Source organism: Lysobacter sp. CA196, from assembly GCF_052078695.1.
Taxonomy (GTDB): Bacteria; Pseudomonadota; Gammaproteobacteria; order Xanthomonadales; family Xanthomonadaceae; genus Lysobacter.
On record NZ_JBQJIN010000028.1, the window covers coordinates 13,666 to 34,926 of the forward strand.

Sequence of the window (21,261 nt, forward strand, 5' to 3'; positions counted from 1 at the left end):
GAATGGCTGCCCATGCACGGCCGGCGCAGGCGACGTTACGACGCCGCCTGCGTCTTCGCGACAGAGAGACTCGAATGAACCACAACGCTTACCGCCTCACCGGCGCATCCCTGATCGTCGCGGCCTGTTTGCTGGCCGCTTGCGAACGCCAGGCCGCGAGCACAGCCGAAGCGCCCTCGCCGGCCGCCGCACAGGGCAAGGGCAACACGGTCATGGCGGTATCGACTTCGCCGGCGGTATCGATCACCGGCGTCGAACTCGGCAGTGCGCCGATGCGGCCACAGGACGTGCCGAAACGGCAGAAGACTTTCACCACCGGCGACACCGTGGTGGTGACGATCAGGACCGCAACCCGCGATGCGCAGATGCGCGTGCTGGGGCGTTTGCAAGTGCGCTGGATCGACCCGGCCGGCAAGATCTTCAACGAAGAAGCCAAACCGGTCACCTTCAACGGCGCCGGCGTCGACGATTTCCGCGTGGCCGAACCGATGGGATGGAAGTCCGGCAACTACCGCGTCGAGGTGTCGCTCGAAGGCGGCCCGGTGGTGCAGCAGGACTTCTTCGTCCGTTAGGCAGGCGCCGGGGTTTAAGCTTGGTGGGCGTGCTTCAAGGGGTAGGAGCGGTCGCGATGGCCATGCCTCGATCTCTCGTCGTTTTCGGGGTGTATCTGTAGGAGCGAGGTGAGTCGCGACCACGGGACGTTTAGAGATGACGAGGCTGTCGTCATCCGCCGAAGCGGCGTGCTCTCGCAGGGTAGGAGCGGCGCAAGCCGCGACCGCGCTGCGTCGGCCTGCGGCGCCTCGCTCGAGCAAGATCTAGATCCAGATCAAACGCCAAAAGCTTCCGCCACTAAAGCGGCGGGTTACTTTCTTTTGTCATAAGCAACAAAAGAAAGGTAACCAAAGAAGTTGCTTTGTTTTGAATCACAGGCCCGCACGTTCGATGCCTCCGCAGGGATCTACATACGGGACATCCCTGTCCCGATGAAAAACGGCGCGCCTCCCTGCGCGCCGCCCTCCGGGTCTTCGATTTCCTTCGCTAGTGCGAGATTACGCAAGGCCACAGCCACAACAAAAGTCGCAGGAATCGGAGCGCGGCGCCGCCATCCCTTTGTAGGAGCGGTGTGAGCCGCGACCCCGGCACGCGCAGAGCCAACAAGGCCAAGCTCATCCGCCGAAGCGGCGTGCTTTCGCCGGGGTAGGAGCGGCGCAAGCCGCGACCGCGAATCTGCGGCCGCCGGCGCGGGGGATCGGGGCTGCGTGGTCGCGGCTTGCGCCGCTCCTACCCAAGAGCTGCCGCGAAACCGCCAATGGTTGCTGTTGCTGTGATGCGCTGGGCGCAGCAACGAGCTTGCGAGAACACCTGGAGACCCAAAGGGCGGCGCACAGGACGTGCGCCCAGCCTTTAAATGGAATGACCCGATAGGACAAGGATGTCCTATCGAAAAATCCCGGCGACAGCTGCGAACTCGCAGGGGAGCTTCGTCAAGGAAAGCCCTTTTCTTTGGTTAGCTTTGACCGAAGGAACTCCCTGTGGGACTTTTGGGCTTAGCAAAAGAAAGTAACCCGGCCGCGTCAGCGGACGGAAGCTTTAGATGTTCATGTTGCTTCAGCGCTTTGCGGTAAGAAACGTAGTACCGGAGAGTGGCGCTGTCGCGACTCGCGTCGCTCCTACCCTGGGCTCTGGAAGCGACCCGAGGTCGAGCATGGTGATCGCAGCCGCTATGAGGAGAAACGACGCAAATCGCGGCCATGCCGCATACCCAATCGGCCGGAATCGCGCCCCACGCATCGCAATGGATGACGCCCACTCAAGCCTGGGGCTATGCTCAGGCGATTCCCTGCAGGAGACCGTCCGTGCGCGAGCTGTATCCGGAAATCGAGCCCTACCGCACCCACCGCCTCGCAGTCGACGAACTGCACGAGTTGCACGTCGAGGAATGCGGCAACCCCGACGGCTTGCCGGTGATCTTTCTGCACGGCGGCCCCGGCGCTGGCGTCTCGCCGTATCACCGCCGCTTCTTCGACCCCAAGCGCTATCGCATCGTGCTGTTCGACCAGCGCGGCGCCGGGCGCTCCACGCCGCACGCGGAGCTGCGCGACAACACCACCTGGCATCTGGTCGCCGACATCGAAGCGATCCGCAAGCATTTCGGCATCGAGCGCTGGGTCGTGTTCGGCGGCTCCTGGGGTTCGACGCTGGCCCTGGCCTATGCGCAGACCCACCCCGAGCGCACGCTCGGCCTGGTCTTGCGCGGGATCTTCCTCGGCAGCACCGGCGAGCTGCGCTGGTTCAACGAACTCGACGGCGGCGCGCGCTGGATCTTCCCGGAGCGCTGGACGCGTTATCTCGACCACATTCCGCCGGACGAACGCGAGGACATGACCGAGGCCTATTGGCGCCGGCTCGACAGCGACGACGAGGCGGTACGGCTGGCCGCGGCGCAGGCCTGGAGCTATTGGGAAGGCGGCAGCACCACCTTGTTGCACGACCCCAACGAGGTCGGCAACTTCGAGGAGCCGCAGGTCGCGATCAGCGTCGCCCGCGCCGAGGCGCACTACTTCCGCAACCGGGTGTTCCTGGAACCGGATCAGTTGCTGCGCGGCGTCGAGCGCATCCGCCACATCCCGGCGACCATCGTGCACGGGCGCTACGACATCATCTGCCCGGTCAAGAGCGCCTACGACCTGGCCTGCGCCTGGCCCGAGGCCGATTTCCGCGTGGTCCTGGCCGGCCACAGCGCGGCCGATCCGGCGATCGTGGACGTGTTGGTCGGCGCGACCGACGCATTGGCCGACCGCTACGCCTGAGATTCGCCGCACGACCCAAGGCCGGCGGCGCTATCGCGTCGCCAGGCCCTGCCAGCGCTCGAATTCGGCGCGCCCGACCTGCTCGGCGATATGACGCAGCCAGCGGCTGAAGTCCTGCGGCTGCCCGGCCAAGGCGGCCCACAGCTCGGGCAAGGTTTTCCAGGCCCAGTCCGAAGCTTCCGCGGGATCGGGCTGGGGCCGGCCGTCGTAGCCGCCGACGAAGACATGGTCGTATTCGTGTTCGATCAAACCGTCGGAGACGTCTAGGCGATAGGTGATGCGGGCCACATGCCGGAGCTCGCACTCGAAACCCATTTCCTCGCCCAGCCGCCGCCGCGCCGCGGCGTCGATGGCCTCGCCCTCGCGCGGATGGCCGCAACAGCTGTTGCTCCACAAACCGCCCGAGTGGTATTTGCCGTCGGCGCGACGCTGCAACAACCAGCGCCCCTGGGCATCGAATACGAACACCGAGAATGCACGATGCAACAGCCCTTGCTGGTGCACCTGCATTTTCTCGCCGACGCCGATGGCCTGGTCTTCGCCATCGACCAGGATGAGCATCTCGTTCATACCGTCCTCGTTTCGTACCGCGCTCGCTGCATGAGCGCGACTATGCCAGCCCCTGGGTTTTCTTACGTGCGCTCAATCACGGGCGAGGCATGAAGCCGCCCGGATCGGCACAGCTCCGCATCTCATGCGTATCCGCAAAAGCGAACGGCCCCGCCAAGGCGGGGCCGCTGCATTCGAACCGGTCGCGACGGATTTACTTGTCGATGCGGGCCGGATCGCGGTTGGTCGAGCTGGCGCCCTTGCTGTCGGCGGTCGGAGCCGGCGGCTCGCCGCCCAGATCGCTGGCCGGCATGCCGTTCGGGAACGCCTGCTTGCACACGCGCGAGAACAGGTTGGCCGAATAGGGGTTGAAACACTTGTGGTTGACGACCTTGTACTCGCCGGTAGCGGCGTTGACCGGCCTCCAACAGTCCTGCGGCACGCCGATCTTGCAGAACAAGAACGGGTTGTTGCCGTAGTACGGGATGAACTCGTTGGCGAAAGCGCTCGACGACGCCATCAGCAACACGATCGACAGACAAAGCTTTTTCATGAGACCTCTCCTTAGTGTGAACTTGAAATTCCTGTATTGCTGATCGGCGCGTCGCTCCCCCGCCAGGACTCGCCTGCGCAACCGGCGAATCGGCACCCCGGGAACCCACGCTTCCCCTTGCCGCCGCAGCCTTCACGGCTTGAGCTTCGAGGCGAAGACTAGCCGATGCGCCATGACCAGGCAAAGACCGGCCCCGCAACGACTATCGCTCAGGCTCGTCGCAAGGGCCTCGACGGCTGAATTTGCAGGGGAACGCCCTCCCTCCGGCGGGCCGAAACGCCCGACCCGGCCTCTTGGGCGATCCCTGGCCGCCTGGGGCCGCCGATCCGGCATCCGAAGCGCTGTAAAGGGCTTCGGACCCGATTTCGGCGCTGCCGGCCCCCACCGGGACGGTCGGGAGCCGCGATCCATGTGGACAGATACGGCGGCCGTCGCCGGGACCGGTCAAGCCCAGCCACCGCAACATCATGAATACGCGGGGCGGGGACCTCACCCGGAGGAGCCCCAGGGGGCCGCGGCCGGAATCGCGGGCAACAAAAAACCCCGCCGGAGCGGGGTTTCTCGTTGGATCGTCGCATCGGTGCCGACTGCGATGATCGATGTAGTGGTGCCCAGGAGAGGACTCGAACCTCCACGGTTTTACCCGCTAGTACCTGAAACTAGTGCGTCTACCAATTCCGCCACCTGGGCCTGCCGCAACACGTTCAGTACTGCGGGGCGCGTATGTTGCGTTGCGGCGGGTCGGCTGTCAACGGTTTTGTCGCAACTTATTTCAACCAGCGTTCAAGGCAAGGTCGGCGACGCCGCGCCCTGCCCGTTGCGCGTGGCGAGGCTCGCGGCGGCAGAAACGCGGCGCCCGCATAGCCTCGTTGTCGCACCGGCGCCGGGCCGGCGCCGGGCCCGCGATTTCACGGCCGCACCGGCGTCCGATTGCGGCGCCGGTTGCCGCCGTATTCGCAGCGCAGGTCGGCGCCGCAGCGGCGTGCCTGCGGCTTGATGCCTCATCGCCGCCGGGCTAAGGTCCGCGGACATCCTGAATCGCGGGCGGCGCATCGTGCGTCGCCCGTTCTTGCTTTGGAGACCCACAATGAACCCGAACCACCTGCCGCACGCGTCCGGATTCCCCCCCCCGCTGACTCTGTCGCGCCTGGACTGCGACCGGCTCGAAGCCCTGCTGGAACAGCCGCAGGCCGCCGGCCTCGACACCCGCGGCCTGCGCCGCGAACTCGACCGCGCCGAGCTCGTCGAACCGGAACAGATGCCGGCCGACATCATCACCATGAATTCGGTGATCCGCTTCATCGACGAGAGCAACGGCGAGGAACGCGAAGTCGCCCTGGTGTATCCGCGCGACGCCGACGGCAGCACCGAGCGCATCTCGATCCTGGCCCCGGTCGGCACCGCCCTGCTCGGCCTTGCCGTCGGCGCCCGCATCGACTGGCCCCTGCCCGGCGGCCGCAGCGCGCGACTGCGCGTGATCGCCTTGCGCTATCAGCCCGAAGCCGCGGGCGACCTGCACCGCTGAGCCGTGCGATCGCCGCCAAGGCGGAGAACCAGTTGGCTATGCGGCAGACGCCGCCAGATTCGCGGCGATCTGAAACCGCGTGGTCGCGGCTTACGCCGCTCCTACCCTAAAAGCATTCGCCGTTGCCGTTGCTGCGATGATTTTGCTTTTGTTGTTGCTGTGCGCGGTTCCGAACTCGCGATGCGATCGTAGACCCGGAGGGCGGCGCACAGGACGTGCGCCCAGCTCCTAAATGGAATGCCCCCGATAGGACAAGGATGTCCTATCGAAAAATCCCCGCGCGAGCTGCGAACTCACAGGGGAGCTTCGTCAAGGAAGGCCTCCCTTTGGTTAGCTTTGACCGAAGGAACTCCCTGTGGGACTTTTGGGCCAGCAAAAGAAAGTAACCCGGCCGCGTCAGCGGACGGAAGCTTTGCTCTTGCCGTGGCTTCACCGCTCTGCGGTTAGAAACGCAGCAACGGATCACGACGCGGTCGCGACTCGCGTCGCTCCTACCCAGGGGCTACATGGAGTCACGACGCGAACGTTAGGCAGCGCGGTCGCGGCTTATGACCGAAGGAAATCCCGTGGGACGCCGCTCCTACAGGGGCCACGGCCAGTAGCGCCTCAAGATTGAGGCGGCGCGGTCGCGACTTGCGTCGCTCCTACCCCGCGACAGTTCACGGCTTCGATCAGTGACGTCGGCGGTTCGGTCTTTACCGTCCCTTGGTCGCGGCTCGCGCCGCTCCTACCCTGTACCGCGCTGGCTCAAGCGGTGCAGGCCGCCGGTGCGGCCAGGCTGAAACCCACGGTGGTCGCACCGTCGCCGCTGCTCGCGAATACTTCGCCGCCGTGCAGGACCGCGATCGCCTTGACGATCGACAGGCCCAGGCCATGGTGGCGCTCGCCGCGGTGTTCGCGCGCGGCGTCGACGCGATAGAAGCGATCGAACATGCGCTCCAGGTGCTCGGAAGCCACCGACGAGCCCTGGTTGCGCACCGCGACCCGCGCGCCTTCGCCGCCGTTGCCCAGCTCGACCACGATCTCCGAGCCCGGGGTCGCATGCTGGACGGCGTTGTGCAGCAGATTGGTCATCGCGCGGCGGAACAGCGCGGTGTCGATCCAGGCATCGGCGAGGCCATCGATGCGCAGGCGCATGCCGGCCTCTTCGAGCAGGTACTCGAGGAACTCGCCAGTCTTGGCCACTTCGTCGGCGAGCGCCACGCAGACCCGATCGAGGGCGATGTCGCCCTGGTCGGCGCGCGACAGGAACAGCATGTCGTTGACGATGCAACGCATGCGTTCGAGCTCTTCCAGGTTCGACTGCAATACGTCTTCGAGCTGGGCGGCTTCGCGCGGCCGCGACAGCGCGACCTGGGTCTGGCCCATGAGATTGGTCAGCGGCGTGCGCAGTTCGTGGGCGACGTCGGCGTTGAACGCGTCCAGGCGCGTATAGGCGCCTTCGAGCCGGTCGAGGGCGCCGTTGAAGGCGCCGGTCAGATGGCCGAGCTCGGGCGGCAACTGCGCGGGCTGCAGGCGTTGCGAGAGGTTGCTCGGGCTCAATGCCTGGGCTTCGCTGGACAGACGCTGCAACGGCCGCAGACCGACCCGCGCGATCCAATGGCCGAGCAAGGCCACCAGCGCGGTGCCGACCACGCCGAGCACCACCAATGCCAGCACGAACGAACGCAAGGCCGAGACATAGGGCCAGGAATCGATGCCGATCCACAGCCGCACCGCCGGCCGCTCGCCATGCGGCGGGATCAATTCGTTGAGGGTGCGGTACGGCGCCGAGTGGCCGTCCAGCCACAGGCGGCCCATGCCGTGGTCGCCCTTGCGCGGCACGTCCACTTCCGGCTCGCCGCTGCCGATGCGGAAACCGGCGTCGCCGCTCCAGGCCCAGATGCGGATGCTGCGATCGCTGGAGGTCAGGTTCTCGACCTTGTCCTGCACCTTGTGCCAGCGCTCGCGGGTATCGCACATGGCCACGCTGCCGGCCACCGAACGCAGCTTGGTCTCCAGTTCGGCGCGCTGGTAACGCACGATCTGGTTTTCCAACACCTGGTACAAAGTGGCGCCGACCAGGGTGAACACCAGCAAGGCGGCGAGCGCGAACATCGCCGCCAGGCGTTGGGCGATGGAGATGTCGCTGAAAGGCTTCAAGCCGAGGCCCTCCCCGACGCCGGACCTTCGTGAAGCCCGTCCTCGCGCGCTTCCAGCACATAGCCCATGCCGCGCACGGTATGCAGCAGCTTGTCGCGGAACGGGCCGTCGATCTTGGTGCGCAAGCGCTTGATCGCGACCTCGACCACGTTGGTGTGGCTGTCGAAATTGATGTCCCAGACCTGCGCGGCGATCACCGTCTTCGACAGGATCTGGCCGCGGCGTTGCGCCAGCAAGGCGAGCAAGGCGAACTCCTTGCCGGTCAGGTCGAGGCGGCAGCCGTCGCGGTGGGCACGGCGCGCGATCAGGTTGATCGACAGGTCGCCGATCTGCAGCTCGGTCGGCTCTTGCTGGCGGCCGCGCCGGACCAGCGCCTGCAAGCGCGCCAACAGTTCGATGAAGGAGAACGGTTTAACCAGGTAATCGTCGGCGCCGGCGCCGAGGCCGTGCACGCGGTCGTCGACGCGGTCGCGCGCGGTCAGCATGATCACCGGCGTCTGCTTGCGCGTGCGCAACTCGCGCAGCACCGCGAAACCGTCCATGCCGGGCAGCATCACGTCGAGCACGATCACGTCGTAGTCGAGCTCGCGCGCCAGGTGCAGGCCGGACACGCCGTCGCGGGCGACGTCGACCGTCCAGCCCTGCTCGGCGAGGCCGTCGCGCAGGTAATCGGCGGTCTTGACTTCGTCTTCGACGATCAGCAGCTTCATCGCGACACCGAGCTTGCGGGCAATACCAGGGCCGACATCGTACCTCCGCTCAGGCCGTCGCCGCTGCGACCGGCTCGGCCGAGGCGGTCTGCGCCGCCTCGCGACGGCGGCGCAGGAACAGCCGGTCCAGCGCCAGATAGATCACCGGCGTGCTGTACAGGGTCAGGACCTGGCTGATCAGCAGGCCGCCGACCACCGCCACGCCGAGCGGCTGGCGCAGCTCCGCGCCGGTGCCGAAGCCGATCATCAGCGGGATCGCGCCGAGCAAGGCCGCCAGGGTGGTCATCATGATCGGACGAAACCGGGTCAGGCAGGCTTCGTGGATCGCCTCGGCGGGCGACAGGCCGCGCCGGCGTTGCGCATCCAGGGCGAAATCGACCAGCAGGATGCCGTTTTTCTTGACGATGCCGATCAGCAAGACGATACCGATCAGGGCCATGATCGAGAAATCCAGGCGCCACACCCACAGCAGCAAGACCGCGCCGATGCCGGCCGACGGCAGGGTCGACAGAATCGTCAGCGGATGGACGAAGCTCTCGTAGAGCACGCCGAGGATGACGTAGACCGCGAGCAAGGCGGCCAGAATCAGCAGCGGCTGGGTCGCCAGCGAATCCTGGAAGGCCTGCGCCGAGCCCTGGAAGTTGCCGCTGACGCTGCTGGGCATGCCGATCTCGGCCTTGGCCCGGTCGAGCGCGGCGACCGCATCGCCGAGGGCCACGCCGGTGGCGAGGTTGAAGGAGATGTTGACCGCCGGCGACAGGCCGTTGTGGCTGATCGACAAGGGCCCGTTACCGGGCGGCTCGACCCGCGCCACCGCCGCCAGCGGCACCATCTGCCCGGTGGTGGCCGAACGCAGATGGAAATAGGCCAGGCTGTCGATGCTGCCGCGCATGCGCGGGTCGATCTCCAGGATCACCCGGTATTGGTTGGTCTCGGTCTGGAATTCGTTGATCTGGCGCTGACCGTAGGCGTCGTACAACGCGTTGTCGATGTCCTGGGCGCTGAGGCCGAAACGCGCCGCGGCGGTGCGGTCGATCGCCAGACGCACGATGCTGGCGCCGATCTTCTGGTCGTTGGACACATCGCGCAGTTGCGGCAACGTCGCCAGGCGCTGGGTCAGGCGCTCGGCCCACTGCCCCAGCTCGGCGCTGTCGGCACCGCGCAAGGCGTACAGGTATTGGGTACGCGAGGGCCCGGCGCCGATATTGATGTCCTGCGCCGAACGCATGTAGATCGCGATGCCCGGCACCTGCGACAGCTTGCCGCGCATGCGGTCGATGAACTGGTCGGCGGACACGTCGCGATCGCCGCGGTCCTTGAGCACGAACCAGAAGCGGCCGTTCGACATGGTCGGGGCGCCGGCGGTGGCGCCGACCGAATGGCCGTAGCTCTGGATGGCCGGGTCGTCGGCGGCGAGCTGCGCCAGTTGCTTGTGCTTGGCGACCATGTCCTCGTAGGAGATGTCCTGCGCGGCTTCGGTGGTGGCGAATACGAAGGCGGTGTCCTGGGAGGGGAAAAAGCCTTTCGGGATCAGGGCATAGGAGGCGACCGCGATCGCCACGGTCAGGCCGAAACCGGCCAGCATCAGGCGTTGATGGGCCAGCGCCCATTGCAGGCTGCGGTCGTAGCCGGCGAGCAATCGGCCCGACCAGGTGCCGGCCGCGTCGGCATGACCGGAAGATTTGCGCATGAAGCGCGAGGCGAGCATCGGCGCCAAGGTCAGCGAGGCCACGATCGAGATCAGGATCGCCACCGTCACGGTCAGCGCGAACTCGGCGAACAAGCGCCCGACCACGCCGCCCATGAACAGCAAAGGGATGAAGGCGGCGATCAACGACACGCCGATGGTCAGTACGGTGAAGGCGATCTCGCTGGACCCCTGCAGCGCGGCCTGCAGCATCGGCATGCCGGCTTCGCGATGGCGGTGGATGTTCTCGACCACGACGATGGCGTCGTCGACCACGAACCCGACCGCGATGACCAGCGCCACCAGGGTCAGGTTGTTGAGGCTGAAACCGAATGCATACATCGCCGCGAACGTGGCGACCAGCGCCACCACCAGCACCGCGCCGACGATCAGGGTGGCCGGGAGGTCGCGCAGGAACAGTCCCATCACCACGACCACCAGCAGCACGGTCAGGACCAGGGTCAGTTCGACGTCGTGCAGAGAGGCGCGGATGGTCCGGGTGCGGTCGTTGAACATCTCGACCTCGACGCTGGCCGGCAGATTGGCGCGCAACCGCGGCAAGGCTTCGAGCACCGCATCGGTGGTCTTGATGATGTTGGCGCCGGGCTGGCGGAACACCACCAGCATCAGCCCGTCCTTGCCGTTCTGCCAGGCGCGCACATAGTCGTTCTCGCCGCCGAAGCTGATCCGGGCGACATCGCCCAGGCGCACCGGTGCGCCGTTGCGGTAGGTCACCACCAGGCGCTCGTAGTCCTCGGCCTTGAACAACTGGTCGTTGGTTTCCAGGGTCGACAGACGCCGCGCGCCGACCACCGCGCCTTTCGCCTGGTTGACGCTGGCGCTCTGGGCGACGTTGCGCACATCGGCCAGGGTCAGGCCGAGCGCGGCCAGGCGCTCGGGCGCGGCCTGGATGCGCATCGCCGGCCGCACCTGGCCGGCGATGAAGACTTCCGACACGCCATCGATCTGGCTGAGATTGCGCGCGAAACGGGTCTCGGCCAAATCGCTGAGTTCGGTCAGCGGCATCAGCGGCGATTGCATGCTCAGGATCATGATCGGGCTGTCGGCGGGATTGATCTTGGTCCAGCGCGGCAGACTGGGCATGTCGCGCGGCAATCGCCCGGACACGTTGTTGATCGCCGCCTGCACCTCTTGCGCGGCGGTGTCGATGCTCTTGTCGAGCACGAACTGCAAGGTGATGGTGGTGCTGCCCAGGGCGCTGGTCGAGGTCATCTCGCTGATGCCCGGCACCGCGGTCAACTGGGTTTCCAACGGCGTCGCCACCGCCGAGGCCATGGTCTCGGCGCTGGCCCCGGGCAGCGAGGCATCGATGCGGATGGTCGGGAACTCGGCCTGCGGCAACGGCGCCACCGGCAGCCGCGGCAAGGCGAACAGACCGAGCAACAGCACCGCCGCGGTCAGCAGCGTGGTCGCGACCGGATGGCGGACGAACCAGCCGGACATCGAGACGCGACCGCTCACGGCGCCCCCGCCACGCGCGGCGCCGCTGCGGGGCCCGGTGCCGCGCGCGCGGCCGGGGCGGCCGCGGTCGGCGCCACGGTCATGCCGGGCTTGAGCCTCGATTGACCGTCGCGCACGACCACGTCGCCGGCCTGCAGGCCGCTGATCACCGCGATCCGATCGTCCTGATAGTCGATCCGCACCGGCACCAGCGCGACCTTGTTGCCGGCCTCGACGCGGTAGACGAAGTTGTCCTCGGCGCCGCGCTGCACCGCCTCGCTGGCGACCACGGTCGCGCCCGCGCTGGTGCCGGTGCGCACGCGCACGCTGACCAGTTGCCCGGGCCACAGGCGGTCCTGCGAATTCTTGAACACCGCGCGGATCCGCACCGTGCCGGTGGCGTCGTCGATCTGGTTGTCGATCACGCTCAACTCGCCTTGCGCCAGCACCAGGCCGGCATCGCGATCGAGCGCTTGCACGTCGACCGTGCCGGCGGCCTGGGCCTGGCGCAGACGCGGCAGATGGTCCTGCGGCAGAGTGAACATCACCGAGATCGGGTCGACCTGTTGCACCGTGACCAGGCCATCGTCGTCGCTGGCGCGCACCACGTTGCCCGGATCGACCCGGCGCAGGCCGACGCGGCCGTCGATCGGCGCCAGGATGCGGGTGTGCGACATCTGCACGCGGGTCGCGTCGATCGCCGCCTGGTTGGCCTGCGCGGTGGCCTGCAGCTGCTGCACCGAGGCGGCCTGTTGTTCGAGCATTTGGCGCGCGATCAACTGGCTGCCGGACAACTGGCGGAAACGCTCGAGGTCGGATTTCGCCGCGCGCAACTGCGCCGCATCGCGCGCCAACGCGGCCTGGGCGCCATCGAGATTCGCCGCGATGCTGCGGTCGTCGATGCGCGCGAGCAACTGCCCGCGCTTGACCTGCTGGCCTTCGCGGAACAACACCTGCGTCAGCACGCCGTCGACCTGCGGGCGCAGCACCGTGCTCTGCAACGAGGTCACCGTGCCGATGGTTTCCTGCCAATGCGGCACGTCGCGGCGCTCGACCCGCATCGTCGTCACCGGCACCGGTGGCGGTGGCGCCGGCGGTGGCGCACCACGGCTGCCGAATGCGCCCCAGACCAGCCCTCCGGCGACCACCGCAAGCGATGCGGCGGCGGCGAATACGGTCTTGCGGGCACGGGGCGAAAGCGTGGTGGCGGGCTTGGAGACGGGCGTGGGCGACATGGCGGCATCCGTGGCGGGTCGATGGAACGGCGCACCGGGCGCGCCGCCACGGCCCGCGGGGGGAGGAAAGCAGACCGTGCGACGACTCTAGGCGGCGGCCGCGGACGCCACGCTGTCGCTTGGCTGACAAATTCGTCAGCTGGCGCGAGTATCGGTGCCCGGTTTCATATCGGCGCAGTCGACGACAGTGCCTATCGGCACGGTCGCCTCGCCGGCGCGCGTTATTCGCAGAGCGGACGGCGCGATGCCGCGCCGGAGGAGCGCACGCGCGCTCCTGCTCCAGACAGATATGTCCAGATAGACGCGGTCAAACAGACATGTACAAACAGGCGGGTTCAAACCGAGGTGTACAAACCGACGGGTTCAAGCAGTTGGGTCAACCAGATTTGTTCAACGCGGCTTGACCGCGCGCGGTGCCGGCGCGACCAGCTCGATCTCGAACAGGTCCGGCCACAGCTTGCCGGTCACGAACAAACGCTTGCGCGCGCCGTCGTAGGCGATGCCGTTGAGCACGTCGGCGCCGCGGCTGCCGCTGCCGTGACGCGCGAGCAGGCCGCCCAGATCGATGCGGCCGACGATCCGGCCGCTCTTCGGGTCGATCCGGACGATGCTGTCGGTCATCCAGACGTTGGCGAACAACTCGCCCTCGACCCATTCCAGCTCGTTGAGCTGCGGCACCGGCTTGCCGTTGAAGGTCACCTGGATGCGCGAACGCTCGCGCAAGGTGCGCGGATCGAGCAAGCGGATCTGCGGGGTGCCGTCGCTCATATAGATCGTGTCGGCCGAGCGCGCCAGGCCCCAGCCCTCGCCGGGATAGGCGAAGTGGCCGGCCATCGCGAGCCCGGGCAGTTGGACGATGTAACCGGTCTGCGAGGTCCAGGTCAGCACCAGCAACTGCTGGCCACGGTCGGTCAGGCCTTCGCCGAACACCGAAGCCGGCAGATCGGTCTTCTCCAGCACCTTGCCGTCGGCCAGGCGGACCTTGCGCACCGACGAGCGCCCGTACAGGCCGGTGCTCTCGTACAGGAAACCGTCCTTGAAGATCAAGCCCTGGGTGAACGCGCCGGCATCGTGCGGATGGCGCGCGACCACCCGGTACGAATAGACCGGGATTTCGAGCCCCGGCGCCCGGGCCGTCGCCGCCGGCAGCGCGCTGGCGCCGATCAGGGCCAGGCACGGGACCAGCGAGGCAGGAAGGCGTGCGCGCAAGGGCATGGCAGTCTCAACGTGGGCGATCACGGAGGCAGAGAATACCGCCTCGCGGCGCAACCGGCCGGCACGGCGCGCGGCCGGCTTCGCAACCGGTTCCCGTGTGTGCTCCACGCCCCGTCCACATCCGCCCAGCCGTCCCCGGTTAGAATCCCGGCTCAGCCCTACCCTGCCTCAAGGTTCCATGACTGATCCCGTACGTCCGGTTTTCCACGGTTTCGAACAGATTCCCTTGCGCGAGTACGCCGAGCGCGCCTACCTCGACTACTCGATGTACGTGGTCCTGGACCGCGCCCTGCCCTTCCTCGGCGACGGCCTCAAGCCGGTCCAGCGCCGCATCATCTATTCGATGAGCGAACTCGGCCTCAACGCCGGGTCCAAGCCGAAGAAGTCCGCGCGCACCGTCGGCGACGTGATCGGTAAGTACCACCCGCACGGCGACAGCGCCTGCTACGAGGCGATGGTGCTGATGGCGCAGCCGTTCTCGTACCGCTATCCGCTGGTCGAGGGCCAGGGCAACTTCGGTTCCAGCGACGACCCCAAGTCGTTCGCGGCGATGCGCTACACCGAGTCCAAGCTGACCCCGATCGCCGAAGTGCTGCTCGGCGAGCTCGGCCAGGGCACGGTCGACTGGACCCCGAACTTCGACGGCACCCTGGAAGAACCGACCTGGATGCCGGCGCGCCTGCCGCACCTGCTGCTCAACGGCACCACCGGCATCGCGGTCGGCATGGCCACCGACGTGCCGCCGCACAACCTCAACGAAATCGTCAGCGCCTGCGTGCGCTTGCTCGACGACCCCGACGCGACCACCCGCGACCTGTGCGAGCACGTGCTGGGCCCGGACTATCCGACCCCGGCCGAGATCATCACCTCGCGCAGCGACCTGCTGGCGATGTACGAGACCGGCCTGGGCAGCGTGCGCGCGCGCGCTATCTTCGAGAAGGACGGCCCGAACATCGTGGTCACCGCGCTGCCCTACCAGGCCTCGCCGGGCAAGGTCATCGAACAGATCGCGACCCAGATGCGGGCCAAGAAGCTGCCCTGGCTGGAAGACATCCGCGACGAGTCCGACCACGCCAACCCGACCCGCATCGTGCTGGTGCCGCGCTCCAACCGTGTCGACGTCGAACAGCTCATGGGCCACCTGTTCGCGACCACGGACATGGAGAAGAGCTACCGGATCAACATGAACGTGATCGGCCTGGACGGCCGGCCGCAGGTCAAGGGGCTGAAGGCCTTCCTGAGCGAGTGGCTGATCTTCCGCACCGACACCGTCACCCGCCGCCTGACCCACCGCCTGGAAAAGGTCGAGCGCCGCCTGCACCTGTTGGAAGGCTTGCTGGTCGCATTCCTCAATCTCGACGAAGTCATCCGCATCATCCGCAGCGAGGACGAACCGCGTCCGGTGCTGATGAAGCGTTTCGACCTCAGCGAGGAGCAGACCGACTACATCATGGAAACCCGGCTGCGCCAGCTCGCGCGCCTGGAAGAAATGAAGATCCGCGGCGAGCAGGACGAACTGGCCGTCGAACGCGAACAACTGATCGCCACCCTCGGCAGCAAGGCCAAGCTCAAGAAGCTGATCAAGGACGAACTGCTCGCCGACGCCAAGAAATTCGGCGACGCGCGCCGCTCGCCGCTGGTCTCGCGCAACGCCGCCCAGGCCTTGTCGGAAACCGAGCTGGTCGCGAGCGAGCCGATGACCGTGGTCATCAGCGAAAAGGGCTGGGTGCGCGCGGCCAAGGGCCACGAGATCGACGCCGCCACATTGAGCTATCGCGACGGCGACGGCCTGCTCGGCGCAGCGCGCGGACGCAGCACCCAGCAGGTCGCGTTCCTGGATTCGACCGGTCGTTCCTACTCGACCCTGATCCACGGTCTGCCTTCGGCGCGCGGTAATGGCGAGCCGTTGACCGGGCGGTTTGCGCCTGTCGCGGGCGCTTCATTCCAAACGCTGGCGGCTGGCGACAACGACACGCGCTTTGTTCTGGCCAGCAGTCATGGCTACGGCTTCGTGACCCGCTTCGAGAACCTCACCGGCCGCAACAAGGCCGGCAAGGCGATGCTGTCGCTGACCCCGAACGCGAAGGTGCTGCAGCCGGCGCAGGTCGGCGACGTCGAACTCGACCGCGTGGTCGCGGTGACCAACGTCGGCCACCTGCTCGCCTTCCCGGTGTCGGAGCTGCCTGAGCTCGACAAGGGCAAGGGCAACAAGATCATCGACATCCCCAAGGCCAAGCTCGGCACCGAGCGCGTCATCGCGGTCGCCGTGGTCGCCCCGGGCGGCACGCTCACGGTCAAGTCCGGCACGCGCACCATGAGCCTGTCGTGGAAGGACCTGGAACCCTACCTCGGCGCCCGCGCCACCCGCGGCGGCCTGCTGCCGCGCGGCTGGCAGAAGGTCGAAGGGCTGTCGGTCGAGTAAGTCGCGCCGACACTGCCGCAGACACGACAACGCCCCGCTTCGAGCGGGGCGTTGTCGTTTTGGGGCAAGGGTCGAACACAACACTGCGGTTGTGTCCACTGTTTGCAGCGACGCGCTTTTGGGTAGGAGCGGCGCAAGCCGCGACAGCCGAAGCGGTGAAATGCCACTCCGGTATCCGAAGCTACGGCGCAATCGGATGCCGCTGTAAAGCAGCCGATTCTTTGCGGCTTCGGGTGACTACGCTTGCGAGAACTACTTCGGTGGGTCGCGGCTTGCGCCGCTCCTACCCGGTGGAGACGACTCGCTTTGGGGTAGGAGCGGCGCAAGCCGCGACAGCCGCAGCGGTGAAATGCCACTCCGGTATCCGAAGCTACGAGGCAATCGGATGTCGCTGTAAAGGAGCCGGTTCTTCGCGGCTTCGGCGACTGCGCTAGCGAGAATTACTTCGGTTGTCGCCGCTTGCGCCGCTCCTACCCAAAAGCAGAGCGCCTCCCTGAGCCTTCGCCCGGTACCGCGAGCCGCGGTGCCGGGCGAACCGATCGCTTACTCGGCGCAACCGCTCAACGCCCGGTCTCCCGGCTCTGCGTCGATGCGGTCGCGCCCATCGCGTCCGCTACGTCCTGCGCATTCGGCATCATCGCCGCCGATGCCGAGTGAGCGTTCGGCGAGAACGACAGCAGCAGGCCGAAGCTGGTGCTCGGGTCCTGGCCGCTGCCGTGCTGGCGCCGCATCAGCAGCGACAGCTTCCAGCCTCGGGAGAAGCTCATGTCCATACCGGCGCCGTAGCTCAGCGCGTTGTCGCCGTAGCTGCGCAGGCCCAGCACGTAGTCGTTGGCGACCGGCATGATCACGTAGTTGAGGTTGACGTCGCTGCGGTTGTCGAGGGACTCGCGGTACTCGAGCAGCCAGTACGGGCGGAACAGGTTGCCGCCGGTGGTGACGATCGGCAGGCTGCCTTCGACCCCGAGCGATGCACCGCTGTTCTCGACGGTCTGCGAGCCGTAGCTCAGATCGTAGATGCCCAGGCCGGTCTCGCGATAGCCGTCGAGCTTGGTGCGGCTGCTGTCGAGGCGGCCGTAGCCGGTCAGCATCATGCCGCTGCCGCCGCCGTGTTCGTAACCCGCGGTCAGCGAGCCGAACATCTGGTCGCCTTCGCGTTCGGCCGTGGCGGTAGCGCCGGCGGTCGCGCTGTAGCGGCGGATGTCGAAGTCCAAGCGGCCCCAGCCGAGGATGCCGTCGACGAACCAACGTTCGCTCGGGCGCCACAGGCCGTACAACGACAGCGCACGCTGCTTGGCGTCGAGTTTCGAGCGGCCGTCGTCGAGGTCGGTGTCGTTCCAGCCGAAACCACCGGCCACGCCGAGCAGGAAGCGTTCGCCGATGCGCCAGTCGGCGCCGACGGTGACGCCGTCGCTCTGGAAGTCGAAACCGTCGCTGCGTGCGTTGCGTTCGCGTTGACCGTTGGTGATGCTGCCGGCGGTCCACAGGCCCCAGCCTTCCGGCAGGCGCACCGGGTCGATCGACACCACTTGGCCCGCGGTCAGCGACATCGCCCCGCCCGAGCGGCTGCTCAGGTTGAGGGCCATGCCGTTGCTCGAGCTGTTGGCACCGGCGAAGCGCTGCTGACGCAAACGGTCCTGGATGTTGGACTGCTGCGCCGACGCGAAGCGCACGCTGGCATCGACCTGCGCCTGCAAGCCGCCGACCACGCTGGGATCGCGGGTCGGGTCGGGACGCGCGGCCACGGTCAAGGTGGTGCTGATCGAGGCCTGCAGATAACTGCCGCTGGCCGCCTGGGTCGCGACCAGGGTCGCCACGCCGGAGCCGACGATCGTCACCCGGCGACCGCTGACCGTCGCCACCGCCGTATTGGCGCTGCTGAAGCTGAAGGCGCCGTTGCTGTTGCTGCTCGGGTCGGGCAGATCGAAGGCCGCCTCGCCGACGGTCTTGGCGATCTCGCCGATCCACGCCAGGGTCGGCGTGCCGCCGCTGATGATCACTTGCAGGGCGACTTGAGGCGCGGCGGTGTAGTTGGCGTTGCCGGCCTGATCGGCGGTGAGCGAACACGTGCCCGAGCCCAGCGTGCTGACCGTGTTGCCGCTGACGGTGCAGATCGCCGGCGAAGTACTGGCGAACACCACCGGATTACCCGAGGCACCGCCGCTCGCCGACACGGTGAAGCTGCCGCCCGGCGTGTACACCGGCGCCGCCGGATTCGCGCTGAAAGCGGTAATGGCCTGGGCGGCCGCACCGATGGTCACGTCCAAGGTCACTTGCGGCGCGGCGCTGTAGTTGCCGTCGGCGGCCTGGTCGGCCGTCAGCGAACAAGTCCCCGCGCTCAACATCGTCACGGTGCTGCCGCTGACCGTACACACCGAACTCGTGGTGCTGGCGAACACGACCGGGCTGGTCGAGGCGCCCGGCGTGGCCGAGACCGCGAAGCTGCCGCCGGCGGCGAACACCGGCGCCGCCGGGTTGGCCGCGAAATCGGTGATCGCCTGGGCCGCCAGGGCGATGGCCACGTTCAAGCTGACCTGCGGCGAAGCATTGTAGTTGGCGTCGCCGGCTTGGTCGGCGGTCAGCGAACAGGTGCCGGCCGTCACCATCGACACCGTACTGCCGGCCACCGTACACACCGACGGCGTAGCGCTGGCGAACACCACCGGGCTGCTCGAAAGACCGGGCGTGGCCGAAACCGTGAAGCTGCCGCCCGGCGCATACACCGGCGCGGCCGGGTTGGCGGCGAAGTTGCTGATCGATTGGGTTGCGACACCGATCGCGACGACCAGCGAGGCCTGCGGCGCCGCGCTGTAGTTGGCGTTGCCGGCCTGGTCGGCGCTCAGCGAACAATTGCCCGCGCTGACGATCGTCACCGTGTTGCCGCTGACCGTGCAGGCCGCCGGCGTGGTGCCGGCGAACACCACCGGATTACCCGACGCGCCACCGGTCGCCGAGACGGTGAAGCTGCCGCCCGGCGAGTACACCGGCGCGGCCGGATTGGCCGCGAACGCGGTGATGGCCTGGCTGGCAGGACCGATGGGCACCGCAAGCGTCGCCTGCGGCGCAGCCGTGTAGTTGGTGTTGCCGGCCTGGTTGGCGGTCAGCGCGCAGCTGCCCGCTGCCACGGTGGTCACCGTGCTGCCGGCGACGGTACAGACCGCCGGCGTGGTGCTGGCGAACACGACCGGGTTACCCGACGCGCCACCGGTCGCCGACACGGTGAACGTGCCGCCCGGCGCGTACACCGGCGAGGCCGGATTGGCGGCAAAGGCGGTGATCGCCTGGCTGCCCTGCGCGATCGCCAGCGTGTAGGCGCGCGTGCCGCTGAAACCGTTGTTGGAGGTCGCCTGCACGGTGAAGTTGTAGCTGCCGGCGGCGGTCGGCGTGCCCGACAGCGCGCCGGCGCTCGACAGCGCCAGGCCCGCCGGCAAGGCGCCGGCGGTGACCGTGAAGGTGTACGGCGCAACACCGCCATTGGCGCTGGTCGCGCTCAAGGTCTGTGAGTACGCGGTGTTGAGCGCAGCGTTCGGCAAGGTCGGCGGATTGACCGTGACCGCCACCGTCGCGCAGTTGAGCACGAGGTTGGTGACGTCGCTGGCGATGGCCAGGCCGCTCGAAGGATTGATGGTGCACAGCTGGCCCGCGGGATGGCTGAGCACGCTGACGTTCCAGTTCGCTCCTTGCGGCAGGCGCGTCGGGAACACGAAGCTGGTGGCGGCCTGCGCCACTACGACCTGCTGCGAGCTGACCGGGTTGGTCGCGGCGAGTTGCAGGGTGACCGGGCCGGTCTGGCCACTGGCCGAGCCGCCGACCGCGAATTCGGTCTGGGCGAAACAGATCAAGGCCGCGCCGTTGCCGGCTTGCACACCATTGTTGATGGTGACCGCGGTCAGGCCGGTCGCGCCCGAGCTGCCGCCCGCGCCGCCGCCACCGCCGCCGTTCCAGTTCTGGGTGCAGGTCGCCGTGCCCACGCCGGCACCGCCGCCGCCCGCGCCGACCGTGGCGCCGCCGCCACCGCCGCCGCCGTAACCGGCGCCGGTGAAGGAACCGAAGAAATTGAAGGCATCGCCGCCACTGCCGTTGGCGGCATTGCCCGCGGTGGCCGGAAAGCTGCCGCAGCCTGCGCCAGCGGCACCACCGGTGCCGACCGTGCCGCCACCGCCGCCGAACGGACCAATGCCGCCGGGTACGTTGCCGCCCGTGCCACCTGCACCGCCACCGCCGACACCGCCGGCGCCGCCGGCGATGACGTCGTCGCTGCTCCAGCCGGCGTTGCCGCCGCCACCGCCGCCGCCGGCGATGCCGACGCGATTGCCGATGCCGTTGCCGCCGACGCGCAGGTCGGTGGCGCCGCCGCCGATGCCGTCGAGGCCCTCGCCGATACCGCCGGGATTGACCGCCTGCGAGCCTTGCCCGCCGACCCAGATCGACAGCGCCGCGCCCGGCGTCACCGCCAAGGTGCCACGTACCCGTCCGCCGAGGCCGCCACTGCCGCCCGGAGAATTCGGGTTGCTACCGGCATCGTCGCCAGCACCACTGCGACCAGCGCCGCCTTGAGCGCCGCTGAGGTAGACGGTCAACGAATGCACGCCGGCCGGCACGGCGACGGTCTGCTCGCCGCCAGTAAAACCGAACGCCGCCGGCGTTTCGCCGATGCCGCAGCTCTGCGCTTGCGCAGTGCCGGTCATGCCGAGCCCCGCCAGCAACAGCAGGCCGCCCCACCGGGTCTTGGCTGCGCGAGCCGCGCGCAGAGCCGGATCGAGACGCAAGCGCGTGCTCGCGCCGGTGCGGAATCGCAAAGTCTTCATAGCCATCAAATCGCCCCCTAGGCGAACCGCATCGCGGTTGCACGAAACTCACGCACACGCGAGCGCGCGCACAGCCGTGCGCCACGAACGCGGTGCTCCCCTGCGTTGAACGTCCTGAGTTTTTCCCGCTGGCGGCCTACCCCA

Annotated in this window: 12 protein-coding genes and 1 tRNA gene; 4 read left to right on the forward strand and 9 right to left on the reverse strand. The window is 67.8% G+C overall.

Annotated elements, in window-relative coordinates; genetic code table 11:
• Positions 1-74 precede the first annotated feature (74 nt).
• Both ACTOWK_RS19275 and pip read left to right on the forward strand, forming a co-directional pair.
• The gene (locus ACTOWK_RS19275; protein WP_441331712.1) at positions 75-572 is read left to right on the forward strand and encodes a hypothetical protein; all 498 of its coding nucleotides are present in this window, start codon (positions 75-77) and stop codon (positions 570-572) included.
• A gap of 1,284 nt (positions 573-1,856) precedes the next feature.
• Positions 1,857-2,810, forward strand: coding sequence for a prolyl aminopeptidase (gene pip, locus ACTOWK_RS19280; protein ID WP_441331713.1), 954 nt, complete (start codon positions 1,857-1,859; stop codon positions 2,808-2,810).
• Between the two features lie 30 nt (positions 2,811-2,840).
• Here the strand turns inward: pip and idi are convergent, their stop codons facing one another.
• The 3 genes from idi to ACTOWK_RS19295 form a co-directional block, all read right to left on the reverse strand.
• Positions 2,841-3,380 (reverse strand): isopentenyl-diphosphate Delta-isomerase, encoded by a 540-nt coding sequence (idi, locus tag ACTOWK_RS19285; RefSeq protein ID WP_441331714.1) that lies wholly within the window; start codon positions 3,378-3,380, stop codon positions 2,841-2,843.
• A gap of 193 nt (positions 3,381-3,573) precedes the next feature.
• Positions 3,574-3,912, reverse strand: a complete 339-nt coding sequence (locus ACTOWK_RS19290; protein WP_441331715.1) for a hypothetical protein — start codon at positions 3,910-3,912, stop codon at positions 3,574-3,576.
• A gap of 605 nt (positions 3,913-4,517) precedes the next feature.
• Positions 4,518-4,602: transfer RNA gene (locus ACTOWK_RS19295), tRNA-Leu, on the reverse strand.
• 397 nt (positions 4,603-4,999) lie between these two features.
• Between ACTOWK_RS19295 and rnk the strand changes: the two genes are divergently transcribed.
• The gene (gene rnk, locus ACTOWK_RS19300) at positions 5,000-5,437 is read left to right on the forward strand and encodes a nucleoside diphosphate kinase regulator (RefSeq protein WP_441331716.1); all 438 of its coding nucleotides are present in this window, start codon (positions 5,000-5,002) and stop codon (positions 5,435-5,437) included.
• 747 nt (positions 5,438-6,184) lie between these two features.
• Here rnk and ACTOWK_RS19305 read toward each other — a convergent pair.
• From ACTOWK_RS19305 to ACTOWK_RS19325, 5 genes are all read right to left on the reverse strand, one after another.
• Positions 6,185-7,579 (reverse strand): heavy metal sensor histidine kinase, encoded by a 1,395-nt coding sequence (locus ACTOWK_RS19305; RefSeq protein ID WP_441331717.1) that lies wholly within the window; start codon positions 7,577-7,579, stop codon positions 6,185-6,187.
• Positions 7,576-8,289 (reverse strand): heavy metal response regulator transcription factor, encoded by a 714-nt coding sequence (locus ACTOWK_RS19310; RefSeq protein WP_441331718.1) that lies wholly within the window; start codon positions 8,287-8,289, stop codon positions 7,576-7,578. Before ACTOWK_RS19310 ends, ACTOWK_RS19305 begins: the two co-directional genes overlap by 4 nt.
• Positions 8,290-8,338: 49 nt before the next feature.
• Positions 8,339-11,458 (reverse strand): multidrug efflux RND transporter permease subunit, encoded by a 3,120-nt coding sequence (locus ACTOWK_RS19315; protein ID WP_441331719.1) that lies wholly within the window; start codon positions 11,456-11,458, stop codon positions 8,339-8,341.
• Complete coding sequence (locus ACTOWK_RS19320; protein ID WP_441331720.1) at positions 11,455-12,672, reverse strand: efflux RND transporter periplasmic adaptor subunit; 1,218 nt, start codon at positions 12,670-12,672, stop codon at positions 11,455-11,457. The genes ACTOWK_RS19315 and ACTOWK_RS19320 overlap by 4 nt, the downstream gene beginning before the upstream one ends.
• Before the next feature lie 390 nt (positions 12,673-13,062).
• The gene (locus tag ACTOWK_RS19325) at positions 13,063-13,887 is read right to left on the reverse strand and encodes a glutaminyl-peptide cyclotransferase (protein ID WP_441331721.1); all 825 of its coding nucleotides are present in this window, start codon (positions 13,885-13,887) and stop codon (positions 13,063-13,065) included.
• A gap of 178 nt (positions 13,888-14,065) precedes the next feature.
• On the opposite strand from ACTOWK_RS19325, the gene parC reads away from it, so the two are divergent.
• Positions 14,066-16,309, forward strand: a complete 2,244-nt coding sequence (parC, locus tag ACTOWK_RS19330; RefSeq protein ID WP_441331722.1) for a DNA topoisomerase IV subunit A — start codon at positions 14,066-14,068, stop codon at positions 16,307-16,309.
• Positions 16,310-16,869: 560 nt separating this feature from the next.
• Here the strand turns inward: parC and ACTOWK_RS19335 are convergent.
• Positions 16,870-21,117 (reverse strand): autotransporter domain-containing protein, encoded by a 4,248-nt coding sequence (locus ACTOWK_RS19335; protein ID WP_441331723.1) that lies wholly within the window; start codon positions 21,115-21,117, stop codon positions 16,870-16,872.
• Between the last annotated feature and the right edge of the window lie 144 nt (positions 21,118-21,261).